11 protein-coding genes are annotated in these 13,222 nt (G+C 71.9%); 5 read left to right on the top strand and 6 right to left on the bottom strand.

From position 1 onward, the window contains the following. Positions 1-39 precede the first annotated feature (39 nt). From IE260_RS30365 to IE260_RS30350, 4 genes are all read right to left on the bottom strand, one after another. Positions 40-897 (bottom strand): carbohydrate ABC transporter permease, encoded by an 858-nt coding sequence (locus IE260_RS30365; RefSeq protein ID WP_229881454.1) that lies wholly within the window; start codon positions 895-897, stop codon positions 40-42. After that, complete coding sequence (locus tag IE260_RS30360; RefSeq protein WP_189877642.1) at positions 887-1,852, bottom strand: carbohydrate ABC transporter permease; 966 nt, start codon at positions 1,850-1,852, stop codon at positions 887-889. Before IE260_RS30360 ends, IE260_RS30365 begins: the two co-directional genes overlap by 11 nt. Continuing rightward, a complete protein-coding gene (locus IE260_RS30355; RefSeq protein ID WP_189877640.1) occupies positions 1,849-3,225 on the bottom strand; it encodes an ABC transporter substrate-binding protein in 1,377 nt (458 codons plus the stop codon). Before IE260_RS30355 ends, IE260_RS30360 begins: the two co-directional genes overlap by 4 nt. 176 nt (positions 3,226-3,401) lie before the next feature. Beyond that, complete coding sequence (locus tag IE260_RS30350; protein ID WP_229881452.1) at positions 3,402-4,448, bottom strand: glycoside hydrolase family 172 protein; 1,047 nt, start codon at positions 4,446-4,448, stop codon at positions 3,402-3,404. Between the two features lie 319 nt (positions 4,449-4,767). Between IE260_RS30350 and IE260_RS30345 the strand changes: the two genes are divergently transcribed. From IE260_RS30345 to IE260_RS30335, 3 genes are all read left to right on the top strand, one after another. Beyond that, positions 4,768-6,246 (top strand): FGGY-family carbohydrate kinase, encoded by a 1,479-nt coding sequence (locus IE260_RS30345; protein WP_189877636.1) that lies wholly within the window; start codon positions 4,768-4,770, stop codon positions 6,244-6,246. 82 nt (positions 6,247-6,328) lie between these two features. After that, positions 6,329-7,963: a fucose isomerase gene (locus IE260_RS30340; RefSeq protein ID WP_189877634.1), complete on the top strand. Its 1,635-nt coding sequence runs from the start codon at positions 6,329-6,331 to the stop codon at positions 7,961-7,963. Positions 7,964-8,081: 118 nt separating this feature from the next. Further along, complete coding sequence (locus IE260_RS30335; protein ID WP_189877632.1) at positions 8,082-9,086, top strand: NADPH:quinone reductase; 1,005 nt, start codon at positions 8,082-8,084, stop codon at positions 9,084-9,086. A gap of 16 nt (positions 9,087-9,102) precedes the next feature. On the opposite strand, the gene IE260_RS30330 is transcribed toward IE260_RS30335, so the two are convergent. Continuing rightward, positions 9,103-9,528 (bottom strand): hypothetical protein, encoded by a 426-nt coding sequence (locus tag IE260_RS30330; RefSeq protein ID WP_189877630.1) that lies wholly within the window; start codon positions 9,526-9,528, stop codon positions 9,103-9,105. 430 nt (positions 9,529-9,958) lie between these two features. Here IE260_RS30330 and IE260_RS30325 point away from each other — a divergent pair, with 430 nt between their 5' ends. Then, complete coding sequence (locus IE260_RS30325) at positions 9,959-10,486, top strand: DUF2269 domain-containing protein (RefSeq protein WP_189877701.1); 528 nt, start codon at positions 9,959-9,961, stop codon at positions 10,484-10,486. A gap of 93 nt (positions 10,487-10,579) precedes the next feature. On the opposite strand, the gene IE260_RS30320 is transcribed toward IE260_RS30325, so the two are convergent. Further along, a complete protein-coding gene (locus IE260_RS30320; RefSeq protein ID WP_189877628.1) occupies positions 10,580-11,527 on the bottom strand; it encodes a helix-turn-helix domain-containing protein in 948 nt (315 codons plus the stop codon). Between the two features lie 94 nt (positions 11,528-11,621). Here IE260_RS30320 and IE260_RS30315 point away from each other — a divergent pair, with 94 nt between their 5' ends. Next, the gene (locus tag IE260_RS30315) at positions 11,622-13,145 is read left to right on the top strand and encodes an alpha/beta hydrolase (RefSeq protein ID WP_189877626.1); all 1,524 of its coding nucleotides are present in this window, start codon (positions 11,622-11,624) and stop codon (positions 13,143-13,145) included. Positions 13,146-13,222: the final 77 nt, after the last annotated feature.

Below are 13,222 nucleotides of genomic sequence, written 5' to 3'. Positions count from 1 at the left end.
GGCCGGTGCGGCGCCGCCCGTGTGTGCCGCGGACGCGGGTCACTTGAGGCCGGACGTCTTGACGGACTCCACGATCTGCCGCTGGAAGACGAAGAACAGGATCAGCATGGGCAGCGCGGCCACCGTCGCCGCCGCCAGGATGTAGTTCCAGTTGGAGGTGTACTGCGTCTGGAACGAGGCGATACCGAGCTGGACCACCGTCAGGTCCTGGTCGTTGGTGGCGACCAGGGGCCAGACGAAGGCGTTCCAGTTGGCGAGGAAGAAGAAGATCGCCAGCGCCGACAGGATGGGCCGCGACATCGGCAGGACGATGTTCCAGTACACCCGCCAGTGGCCGCAGCCGTCGATGACCGCCGCCTCCTCCAGTTCCCTGGGCAGGCCGAGGTAGAACTGGCGCAGCAGGAAGATGCCGAAGGCGTTGAAGATCGACGGGATGATCAGGCCGGCGTAGCTGTCGAGCAGGTTCAGCTCGCGGGCGACCAGGAACAGCGGGATGAGCACCACGGGCGCGGTCACCAGGAGGGTCGCGAAGATCGCCCCGAAGAGCTTCTCGCGGCCCGGGAAGCGCAGTCGCGCCAGCGCGTACGCGGCCATCGAGTGGAAGAACAGCGCCGCCACGGTGATGACCGCCGAGATGAGGAAGCTGTTCCACAGGTAGCGTCCGAACGGCACCTCCGTGAAGACGTACACGAAGTTGTCGAAGGTGAACTCACGCGGGATCAGGCTGCCGTCGGTGACGGTGGCACGCGTCTTGAAGGACGACGTCACCATCCACAGCACGGGCAGGATGCTGATCAGCGACAGGACGGCGGCCAGAACCGTCAGCCCGGCGCGCCGGGAGGGCCGCCGGCGGTGGACGGTGGTGCCGGCCCGGGTCGCCACGGTGTCACTCGCCATCGTCGAACCTCCCGCCTCTCGTGAACTTGAAGATCACCGCGGAGACGAGGACCATGATCAGCACCAGGAACGAGCCCATGGCCGACGCATAGCCGTACTCCCCGAATCCGAAGGCCTGCTGGTAGATGTAGAAGATCGCCAGCGAAGTGCCGTTCGCGGGACCGCCGTTGGTCAGGACGAAGATCAGGTCGAGGCCGCCGGTGATGGCGGCGACCGTCGACATCAACAGGACGAAGAAGCTGGTCGGGCGCAGCAGCGGCCAGGTGATGGTGCGGAAGGTGGTCCACGGCCCGGCGCCGTCGATCTTCGCGGCCTCGTAGAACTCCTTGGGGATCTCCTGGAGCCCCGCGAGGAAGATGATCATGTAGTAGCCCATCATCACCCACACCATGACGGCGATGACGCAGCCGAGGGCCAGCGACGGGCTGCCGAGCCATGACTCGCCGTCGAACCCGGCCGCCCGCATGGCCCGGTTGACGGCGCCGGTCTGCTCGTCGAGCAGGAACTTCCACAGCACGCCGACCACCACCAGACTGACGACGTACGGCAGGAACAGCGCGGTGCGGTAGACGCCGATGCCGGGCAGCCGCTGCTTGACCAGCAGGCCCAGTGCGAGACTCACGCAGAACAGGACCGGGACGAGGACCACGACGTACAGGCCGGTGATCTTCATGGAGTCCCAGAACAGCGGGTCGTCCAGCATCCGCTCGTAGTTGCCGAGGCCGATCCACTCGTACGAGCCGAAGCCGCTGACCTGGAAGAAGCTCAACGCGATGGACAGGACCATCGGGACCGCGACGAAGACCAGCAGCCCCAGCACGTCGGGTGCGAGGAACAGGCCGGCGGCCAGCCATTCGCGGTGCCTACGGCTGAGCCGCGGCCGCTCGGACGAGGTGGATGTCCGCGTCGGGGCCGCGCCGGTCCGGCGGCGCTCCTGTGCGGCGACGCTGCTCATACGAGGCTCGCCCCCTTGTAGCTCTTGGTGTAGGCCGTGATGGACCGGGCGGCTCGCTCGGTCTCGCCGTCCACGCCGCGGCCGGCGAGCATCGTGCCCTGGATGGCGTCGGAGATCGCCTTGTAGACCACCGGCGGATAGCGCGGCTCGGCGCGGCCCCCCGGGAAGATCTCGTCCTTGAACTTCCTCATCACCTCGGAGTCGTAGCCGCCCTTCGCGGCCCCCCGCTCCAGGGCACTGTCGCGGGGAGCGACGTCGGACTTGGCGCCGACGCACCAGTCGACCATCCGGTCGATGGAGTCGTCCTTCATGGATCCGAGCGCCCACACGCAGAACTCGGCCGCCGCCTCGGGGTCGCGGCCCTGCGCGTTGGCGCAGAAGGACCAGCCGCCCAGCGCGGTGACGTAACTGCCGCCAGGCGGCACCGGCAGCTTGAAGACGCCGTACCCGTAGTCGGGCGCGAACGCCTTGAAGCTGGAGACGTTCCAGATGCCCTGCTGCCACATGGCGACGTTCCCGCCCTTGAAGCCGCCGATCACGTCGCCCGCGGCGGGCAGGGTGCGTGGCGCGATGCCGTGGCGGACCGCGTCCTGCCACAGGGACAGGGCCTGACGGGTGGCCTTGGAGTCGAAGGCGACCGCGCCCCGCTCGTCCAGGACGTCGCCGCCGCCCTGCCACATCCACGGGTACCAGGTGAAGTTCTGGTAGTAGCCCGGGTTCGTCTCGAAGACGAGACCGGCCCGGGTCCTGCTGCGCAGCTTGTCGCCGACGTCGAGCATCTGGTCCCAGGTGGTGGGTATGTCGGCCTCGGACAGGCCGGCCTTCTCCCAGACGTCCTGGGCGTAGAACATGGCCAGCGGCTCGACCTCCATGGGAAGGGCGTAGACCTTGCCGTCGACCTTGCGGCTGTCGAGCGACGACCCGAAGTCGTCGACGGCCGCCTTGTCCAGGTGCGGGGTCAGGTCCGCCAGGACACCGCCGTTGTAGTAGCGCAGGAAGTCGCCGGGGGAGAGCAGGAAGATGTCCGGGCCCTCGCCGGTGGCGAAGGCGGACGGCAGCTTGAACCCGTTGAGGTACGTGGGCTGCGGCAGGTGGACGAGGTCGATCTGTGTCCTGTGGGTGGCGTTCCACTTCCCGACCGTGTCGACGAACCACTGGGACTGCGCGTTGATCGCCGGGTCGGGTGAGCGCTGGGGCCCGTAGAAGTTCCAGAACTGGAGGGTGCCGCCCTTCGCCTGGGCCGAGCCGCAGCCGGTGAGCAGCGCGGGGGCCGCCACGGCCGCGCCGCCGCCCGCCATCGCGGTGAGGAAACGGCGGCGTGAGGTGCCGGAGTGGGAAGCCGGGTGCCCGGCGTCGTTGCCGTGCTGGAGCATGCGTGCGCTCCTGTCGGAGTGGGAGGGGGTCTTGCGGAGTACGGATTCTGGAGACGGGGCCCGTGGCGAAGCGGTGCTCGTGACGAGGGCCGCCCCCTGCCCCGGTGACGGATCCCGGGAACCGGGGCGTGCCGTGACGCGCCGGGTGCCCTGGGGAACGACCGGACGCGTGGCGGTCAGTCGACCTCGAGCGTGAGCAGGTCCGGTGCGGACGGACGGGACGCGGAGCTCGGGGCGTCCAGATAGAAGAGCGACGTGCTGGCGATGTCGTCGCTGGTGTGCCGGTAGCGGTGCGGCAGGCCGTTGCCCTGGCCGGGGCCGATACCGAGGCTCTGGACCGTGACGCGCAGGTCCTCGGCGAACCGTATCGGGTCCAGGACGTGCCAGCGGTACATCCCGAACCGCTGCTGGCTGCCGTAGAGCCCGTCCGGGCGCAGTATCTGGTTCAGACCCAGGTAAGGGGTGGTGTAGGCGGTGTAGCCCTGCCCGGGGACGTCGAAGTTCCAGGCGCCGCCGAAGTAGTCCTCGGTGCCGGTGCCGCAGATCGTCGGGAACTCGTCGTCGCCGTCGAGGTAGAACTTCAGCTCGCCCTCGCCCCACCAGCCAGGGCTGTTGACGCCCCAGGCGAGGTAGGTCCCGACGTAGCTGCCGGCGCCGGTGACGCCGTCGAGCAGTGTGTGCACCTCCCCGGACGGCACCGGGTGGCTGCGGCGCCACTGGGCGTGGAAGTAGGACGCGTCCTCGCCGACCTCGTCCAGCTCGTAGTCCACCTGGTAGTAGAGCGTGACCTTCTCCGCGGTCAGGTTCTCCAGCGTGATGAGCGCCCTGCGGCGGAACGGCATCGGCCAGTACGCGTTGAAGCCGCCGTGGGGATTCACGGCGACGGGCACCGACGAGACCTGGCTGAAGGCGTTCCAGCCGTTGCAGAAGAAGTCACCGAGCGGCACCTCGACGGCCGGGGCCTCCTCGCCCTCCCAGTACATCCGCAGCAGGGTGCCCCGCCACGCCCGGTGCGGGTCGGTGGTGCACCACAGGTGACGGAGGGTGCCGGGGCCCTCGATGTCGGCGAGCACCGCCGTCGCGCCGGCGGGGATGTCGATGCTGGGGGAGATCTTCCAGCCCGGTCCCAGCCGGCTCGCCGCCACCGCTCCGGTGCCCTCGGTGGCGCGTCCGCCGCCGGACTTGGCTCCGGTGAAGTTCTCGGCGCTGATGGAACGGCTCACGGCACGCGTCCTGCGGAAGATGCCGTCGAGTCCAAAGGTCGTCATCGTGTCTTGCCCTCACGGGTGGGTACGGAGTCCGCCGCGAGCCCGGAACGGGCGTCGTGGGGGGCGGGGGAGACGAGGCGCTGTCCCGCCGGCGGCGCCTCTCTGAAATCCATTTCACCGAAACGTAGAGGGGCCTCCAGGGGGTGTCAAGGGGTGAGATGTGTCATCGGTGAGGCGCGCTGGAGCATCCGTCCGACGTGGTGTTCTCCTGAATGAACGGCAGCTTGTGTGTGCTCCCTTGACGCTGAAATCGATTTCTGCCAGCGTGCTCGCCATGCCTCGCAACGCAGTCATCGGTGTGGACATCGGCACGTCGAGCAGCAAGGGCGTTCTCGTCGGCCTCGACGGCACCCTGATCCGCTCGGCCGTACGGGAGCACACCCCCGCACGACCGGGCCCCGGCCGTTTCGAGATGGACGCCGCCGTGTGGTGGCGGGAGTTCACCGAACTGTCCCGCGAACTGACCGCCGCCGGGGACGCCATCGTGGTCGCCGTGGGGGTCAGTGGCATGGGACCCTGCGTCCTGCTGACCGATGAGCACGACACCCCGCTGCGCCCCGCGATCCTCTACGGCGTGGACACGCGCTCGGTCCGCCAGATCGAGCGGATCGAGGCCCGGCTCGGCGCCGAGGAGATTCTCCGCCGCGGCGGCTCCGCCCTCACCACCCAGGCCGCCGGGCCCAAGATCACCTGGATCGCCGAGGAGGAGCCCGGGCTGTACGCCCGGGCCCGCCGCCTGTACATGCCCAGCTCATGGCTGGTCGCACGACTCACGGGGGCCTACGTCCTGGACCACCACTCGGCCAGCCAGTGCACTCCGCTGTACGACACGCACACCCACGGGTGGTACGCCCCCTGGGCCGCCGAGGTCGCCCCCGGTATCGACCTGCCGCCGCTGCGCTGGTCCGGGGAGGCGGCCGGCACCGTCACGGCCGAGGCCGCCCGGGAGACCGGTCTGCCCGTCGGCATCCCCGTGACCACCGGCACCATCGACGCCTGGGCCGAAGCGCTCAGCGTGGGCGCACAGCACACCGGTGACCTGATGCTCATGTACGGCACCACGATGTTCCTCGTCCACACGGTGCCCAAGGCGCTGACCAGCCCGTCCCTGTGGAGCACCATCGGCGCGCTGCCCGGCACCCGCAACCTGGCCGCCGGCATGGCCACCTCCGGAGCGGTCACCAACTGGCTGCGCGACCTGTTCGCCGACGGGGACCACGCCGAACTCACCCGTCTCGCGGCGGAGTCGGGCCCCGGAGCGGGCGGTCTGCTGATGCTGCCGTACTTCGCCGGGGAGCGCACACCGGTCATGGACCCCGACGCCCGCGGAGTGATCGCCGGGCTGACCCTCTCCCACACCCGCGGCGACCTCTACCGCGCCGCCCTGGAGGCCACCGGTTTCGGCGTGCGCCACAACATCGAGGTCATCGAGGCGGCCGGCGGCGACATCCGCCGCGTCGTCGCCGTCGGCGGCGGCACCCAGGGCTCGTTGTGGACGCAGATCGTCTCCGACATCACCGGCCGCCCGCAGGAGCTGCGCACCGTCACCATCGGCGCCTGCTACGGCGGATCGCTGCTGGCCGCACAACTCGTCGGCGACGCCCGCATCGACGACTGGAACCCGGTGCGCACGACGGTGACGCCCCGCGCCGGGCACACCGGACGCTACGACGAGCTGTACGCGCTCTACCGGCGGCTCTACCCGGCGACCTCGGACCTCGTCCACACGCTGGCGGCCCTGCAGGACCGCTGACACCCGCACACCCCGTCGGCGCACGCACCAGGTGTGCGACCCGCCGGCCCCCACCACGGGACGCCCGACCAACGGAGACCGCATGACCACGTACGCCCTGCCCGCACTCCACCGGCCGCCCGCCGCCGAGCCGCACACCGTCTACACCGTGGCCAGCGGCGATCTGCGCCCCGCCGCCAACGCCACCTGCTGGCCCACCCAGGAGAAACTGGAGAGCGACCTCGCGGCCGCCGTCACCGACCTCGGCTGGAAGGTCCGCCGCGGCCACCCGGTCGACGACGCCAAGGGCCACGGGTTCATCGACAGCCAGCGCGCCGGTATCGAGGTCTTCAGGAACCTGCCCCGTGAGGCCCCGCTGATCGTCGTCGAGGCCGTCTGGCAGTACAGCCACCACGTCCTCGCAGGTCTGCGCAGCCACCGGGGCCCCGTCCTGGTGGTGGCCAACTGGAGCGGCGAGTTCCCCGGCCTGGTCGGTCTGCTGAACCTCGCCGGCAGCCTCACCAAGGCCGGACGGGACTACTCGCTCCTGTGGAGCGCCGACTTCACCGACGACCGGTCCCGCGACGGGCTGCGGACCTGGCTGGAGACGGGCACGCTCACCCACGACACCAGCCATGTACGCCCCCTGCCGCCCCTGCCGCGGGACGCCGAGACCGAACTGGGCGTGGCCCTCGCCCGGCAGCTGCGCGAGGAGAAGGCCGTCATCGGTGTCTTCGACGAGGGCTGCATGGGCATGTACAACGCCATCATCGACGACGAACTCCTCAACCCGCTCGGCATCTACAAGGAACGCCTGTCGCAGAGCGCGCTGGTCGCCGAGATGAACAAGGTCTCCGACGAGGAGGCCCAGGCGGTCCGCGCCTGGCTCGACCGCGCCGGCATGACCTTCCACACCGGCACCGACGAGGCCACCGAACTCACCGACGCCCAGCTGCTCAGCCAGTTCAGGATGTACATCGCCGCACTGCGCATCTCCGACGACTTCGGGCTCGACGCGGTCGGCATCCAGTACCAGCAGGGGCTGAAGGACACCGTCCCGGCCAGCGACCTCGCCGAGGGCCTGCTCAACAACGTGCAGCGCCCCCCGGTGTTCAGCCGCGACGGCGCCCGCGAGCTCTACCCCGGCGCGCCTCTGCCGCACTTCAACGAGGTGGACGAGGGCGTCGCCGTCGACTCGCTCGTCACCAACCGGATCTGGACGGCCATGGGCCTCGACCCGGCCACCACCCTGCACGACATCCGCTGGGGCGAGGAGTACGACGGCCGGTTCGTGTGGGTCTTCGAGATCTCCGGCTCGGTGCCCGCCTCCCACAACGGCGGCTACGACAGGTCGTACAGCATGCGCCAGCCGCCGATGTTCTTCCCCCTCGGCGGCGGCACGCTCAGCGGGGTGTCCAAGCCGGGCGAGATCGTGTGGTCGCGGGTGTTCCTGATGGACGGCCGCCTGCACGTCGACCTCGGCCGTGCCACCTCGGTGGAACTGCCCGAGGAGGAGACCCGGCGCCGGCTGGAAGCCACCAACCACCAGTGGCCGATCATGCACGCGGTGTTGCACGGCGTCACCCGCGACCAGTTCATGGCCCGCCACCGCGCCAATCACCTCAACGTGGCCTACGCCCCCGACGCGGCGACCGCCGACAAGGCACTGCGCGCCAAGGCGGCGCTCTTCGCCGAACTGGGCGTCGAGGTGCACCTGTGCGGGGACGTCGGGCTCTAGACGTTCCACGAGGCCCCGCGGGCGCCGCGTCACCCGTGTGCGCGCCCGCGCCCGTCCGGATTCCCCCACCAGGGCTTCTCGCACCGCCGGACGGACGGCCGGTTCGTAGCATGAGGGCATGACCGGCACAGTTCCCGTTCCCCCCACGATGCAGGCCGCGTACATCGACTCCGTCGGCTCCGCCGACGACATCCACTGGGGTGAACTCCCGGTGCCGTCCGTCGGCCCCACGGACGTCCTCGTCCGTGTCGGGGCCGTGGCCGTCGATCCCGTGGACACGTTCGTGCGCTCCGGGACCTACGCCACACCTCTTCCGCTTCCCTTCGTCGTCGGCCGTGACCTCGTGGGCGAGGTCGTCGGTGCCGGACCCGGCGCGGTGGGTTTCACCGACGGGCAGCGGGTGTGGTGCAACAGCCTCGGTCACGCGGGCAGACAGGGGGCGTGCGCGCAGTACGCGACGGTCGCCGCCGAACGGCTCTACGTCGCGCCGGACGACATCGACGGGGAGCACCTCGTGGCAGCCGCCCACCCGGCGGCATCGGCGTGGCTGGCACTGTTCCGGCACGGGCGGCTGCGGGCCGGTGAGACCGTGTACATCGGCGGCGGTGCCGGCAACGTGGGCGGCGCGGCCGTGGCCCTGGCCGCCCGGGCCGGGGCGCGGGTGGTCGCCACGGCGCGCGCCGAGGACGCCGCCGCTGTGCGCGAGCTGGGAGCCGCCGAGGTCCTCGACTACCGGGCGGCCGACCTCGGCGAGCGGCTGCGCCGGGCCGCGCCCGACGGCTACGACGTGCATCTGGACACGTCCGGGCACGGGGTGCTGGCCGAGTCCGTGGAACTGCTGGCCGGGGGCGGGCGCCTGGTCGCGATGGCCGGACTGGGCGCAGGGCCCTCGGAACTCCCCCTGGGCCGGCTGTACACCCGGGACGCGAGCATCGTGGGCTTCGCCATCAGCAACGCCACGACCGACGACCTCGCCCGGGCGGCGCAGGGGGTCGTACGCCTGCTGCGCGACACCCCGTGGCGTCCGCGCATCGTCGGTCGTCTGCCGTTGTCGAGGACGGCGGAGGCCCACCGGAGGCTGGAGGCAGGGGAGGTGCGCGGCCGGCTGATCCTGGTCGTGTGAGCGACGGCGGAGGTGGTCAGCGGGCCTTGCACCTGGCCTCGTCGACGACGAAGCCGAGCCCGATACCGAGCATCCAGAAGTCCTTCGCCAGTGGCATGCCCTCCTGAGTGGGGCGCAGGCCGCCCGGCCGGCGCATGCCGGGGGTGCGCAGGTACAGGCCCACCAGGCCGGAGGAGAACGCGGTCAGGCCGATCCCCGCCACCATCGTCGGTACGACCGGCAGCAGCAGTGCGGCGCCGAGTGCCGTCTCACCGGCCGAGAGCATGCGGACGAAGGTGGTCGGCCGCAGCCTGCCGAGGAACGGGTAGGCGGTCTTCGCCATGGAGTGCAGGTAGGCGGCGCTCTGCTCGTCCATGCCGCGTTTGGACATGCCGGAGTCGAGGAGGAAGGCTCCGGTGACCAGTCGTGGCGGCACGTGTCTCGGTTCGATGGGCAGGCGCATGGCAACTCCCGGCAGCGAGGTGAAGAGTCTCGCGAAGCAGCCTATGGCGCACGTCGGCCTGCCGCAGGGCGGCGAGCGTCGACCACATGGCCCGTCGACTTCGAGGCGCTTCACCATGTACGGCGCCCAGGTCAACCCCGTGCCACGAGCCGGCGCCGGCCGCTGCTGCCCGTGGCGGCGGGCACGGGCATCGGGTCGGACTGCGCGACGCGGCACTGCGACGCCCGTCACCGCCCAGGACACCGACATCGAGGGCTACGCCAAGCGGGCGAAGAAGACGCCGGTCACGCGCTCGACAGTGAGCGGCAGCAACCCGCGCGGCCACAACCAGAACCTGGTCCGGCGACGCCCCGCGTACGCCCAGGTCGGTACGCGCGGTTACTCCCGCCGCCGGACGTCTTCGGGGGCATCACCCGGCAGCGTGGGTGAGGTGAAACTCAGCCGACCCGCTCGCCGGGCTTCCCTCGTCGTCCATGTCGTCGCCTCCGCCGGATGGCTCGGGCTCACGCTCGGGTTGCTGGCGCTCGGCGTCACCGCGGCCACCACCGCCTCACCGGCGAGCGTGGAGGCCGGTGTCCGCGCCATGAAGCTCTTCGCCGACTGGCTCCTGCTCCCTCTGGCGTTCCTCACCCTCTCCAGCGGTGTGGTGCTGTCCCTGGGCACCCCCTGGGGTCTGGCGCGGCACCGGTGGGTCTGGACCAAGTTCTGGCTCACCCTGGCGACGACCGTGGCCACGGCCTTCGCGCTGCGCCCCGGGGTCGACTCGGCGGTCGCGGCCGTCGCCGCGGGCCGGCCCCTCCCCGACGCGGGCGACGTGCTGTTCGGACCGATCGTCTCCCTGTCCGCCTACGTGTTCATGACGGTGATCTCGCTCCTCAAGCCCTGGGGGCCGACCCGGCGGGGCCGCAGGCTGCGCGGCTCGGCCCGCCCGCACGTCGGCGTCACCGGCCCGTCGTAGACGCGTCGAGGTGCGCCGGCGTCTCGCCGACGGCGGCGCATCGCCTCGGCGGCCGACCGGGGCCGGTCTCCGAGCCGGTGCCGCGCGGACGGCTCACGCCGCCGTGCCGGCCGTCTGCGTCCGAAGCGCGGCGAGCAGCCAGTCGTGCGCGGACCCGGGCGTGGGCTCCGGCCGCCGGCCCGGCGGGGTGATCACCTCGGCCACCAGCTCCCAGTACCGGTCGATCCGCGGGTCCGCCGCGAGCTGCCCCGCCAGCAGACGGCGGAAGTCCGCCGTGTCCCGAGCGCTGTACGCGCTCGCGTAGGCGGCCACGAAGCAGTCCAGCGCCTCACCCGGGTGCGGTTCCCGGTTCAGGCGCAGCCCCGCGCCCGCCAGCTCGTACGCCTCGGCCAGCCCGGCGTACAGTACGGCCGCCCCGCGGGCCCCCGCCGCCCTGTGGGCCTCGGGCTGCGGCTGTTCGACGCCCTTGCACGGGCGCAGCGTGAGGGAGTTGAGCCGGGCGAAGGCGAGGACCTGGGCCGGCTCGGGGTCGTCGGGCGGCTGGGGGACCGCCGCCTCCAGGAACGCGGTGACCGACCGGGCCGGCATCCGCGGCGGCAGCCAGCCGCGCCAGAAGCGGACCAGCGGCGCCGTGCTCGGCGGGGTGCTCACCGCGCCGATGACGCGCAGCCGGTCGGCCCGCTCCGCGGGCGGACACTCCTGCACCAGCCGCAGCGCGGCCTCACGCCAGCGCAACGCCTTGAGCTCGGTGCCGAGTTCGCGCAATCTGCCGGCGACGGCGTCCTCCAGCACACTGCCCGGCGCGTCCTCCTCGTCGACGACGCGGTGCACCTCCGGCACCGACAGACCGAGGGCGCGCAGGGAACGGATCAGACGCAGCCGTTCGAGCGACTCGGGACCGTAACGGCGGTGCCCGCCCACGCTGCGGGAGGCTTCCGGCAGCAGACCGCGGTCGGAGTAGAAGCGGACGGTCTTGACGGTGACCCCCGCGTGCTCGGCGAGCTCGCCGATGCTGCACAGACCGTCGTACGACGTGAACACTTGAACCTCCCCCAGGCGGAGTTCCTACCGTACCCGCGAGCGCGGCCGCGGCCATCGGAGCGGCCGCGGACGACTGCGTACCGAGGAGAGAGTCATGACCGCGTTCATCCTGGTGGCGGGGCTGTTCACCAACGCACACGTGTGGGAGGGCACGGCCGGGCGACTGACCGCGGCGGGTGCCGAAGCGCACGCGGTGGCCCTCACCGGACTCGACGGCCCGCCCGGCGGTGCGGAAGTCGCCGGCATCGACCTGGAGACGCACGTCGCGGACGTGCTCGCCGCGATCGACTCCGCCGCATCCGGGGACATCGTGCTGGTCGGCCACGACTACGGCATCCACCCGGTGCTGGGCGCAGCCGACCGGCGGGCGGACCGCATCGCCCGGATCGTCCACCTGGACTCGGGTATGCCGCAGGACGGTGTCCCGGCGCTCGCCGCCGTGCCCGACCAGTCGCTGCGCGAGCAGTTGGCCGAGCGCGCCGGGGCGGGCGGGGCCGAGGGGGCCGACGGAGTTCTGCCGCCTCCGGCACGTGAGGCGTGGCAGCGGTGGGGCAGCACCGAGGGCATCCCGGACGTGGCGCTGGACCGGCTCACCGCCCTCGCCGTACCGCAGCCGCTGGGCACCCTGCTGCAGCCGCTGCGGCTGACCGGCGCGGTGGACGCGGTGCCGACCACCGGGGTGCTGTGCACCGGCAACGGCACGAGTATCGAGATGGTCCAGATGCTGGTGGGCTTCGGCGACCCCGCCCTGCAGGCCCTGACCGACCCGAGCGTGACCTTCTTCGAACTGCCCACCGGGCACTGGCCGATGCTGTCCTGCCCCGGCGAGCTGGCGGACACCCTGCTGCGGGCCGCGGCCGGCGAGGGACATCGGCTGACCCCGGCCGAGGCCGCCGGGACGCCCGGGCACCTGCGGCCGTTCCTGCTGGACGTCCCCGAGATCCCCCGGGAGCGGAACGGGAACGTCGACCTGTACCTGCCCGACGCGGCGGGTCCCCGGCCCGCGGTGGTGTTCGTGCACGGAGGCCCGGTGCCCGCCGAGGCGCGGCCGACCCCGAGGGACTGGCCGACCCTGGTGGGGTACGCCCGGTACGCGGCCGCGCAGGGCGTGGTGGGAGCGACTCTCGACCACCGCCTGCACGACCTGGCCGACTACGAGCGTGCCGCGGCGGACGTGGCCGCCGCGGTGGAGCAGGTCCGGGCCGATCCCCGGGTGGACGGGGACCGGGTCGCGCTGTGGTTCTTCTCCGGCGGCGGCCCGCTCACGGCGGACTGGCTCGGGGCGCCCCCGGCATGGCTGCGCTGCCTGGCGGCCGTCTACCCGATCCTGGCCCCGCTGCCGAACTGGGGGCTCGGCGACAGCCGGTTCCGTCCCGCGGACGCGCTGGCGGGCGCGGGCACGCTGCCCGTGGTCCTCGTCCGGGTGGGACTGGAGATGCCCGAGATCGCCGCGACGGTCGAGGAGTTCCTCGCCGCGGCCAAGGACTGCGGGGCGGACGTCGAGGTGGTCGACGTACCGAACGGCCACCACGGCTTCGAGACCCTCGACCCGACCGACGAGTCCCGTGAGGCCGTGCACCGCGCGATGCGCTCGGTGCTGGCACGTCTGACGGACTGAAGCCCGGTCCGCCGTGCCGCGGGACGACGCCCTCACCGACGCCGGTCCTCGCCCCACGGTCCGGCACGAGTGCGGCA

The sequence above is a fragment of the Streptomyces viridiviolaceus genome (assembly GCF_014650995.1).
Taxonomy (GTDB): domain Bacteria; phylum Actinomycetota; class Actinomycetes; order Streptomycetales; family Streptomycetaceae; genus Streptomyces; species Streptomyces viridiviolaceus.
The sequence above is the reverse complement of the archived record's forward strand: the minus strand, read 5'-3'. Positions and strand labels throughout refer to the sequence as shown.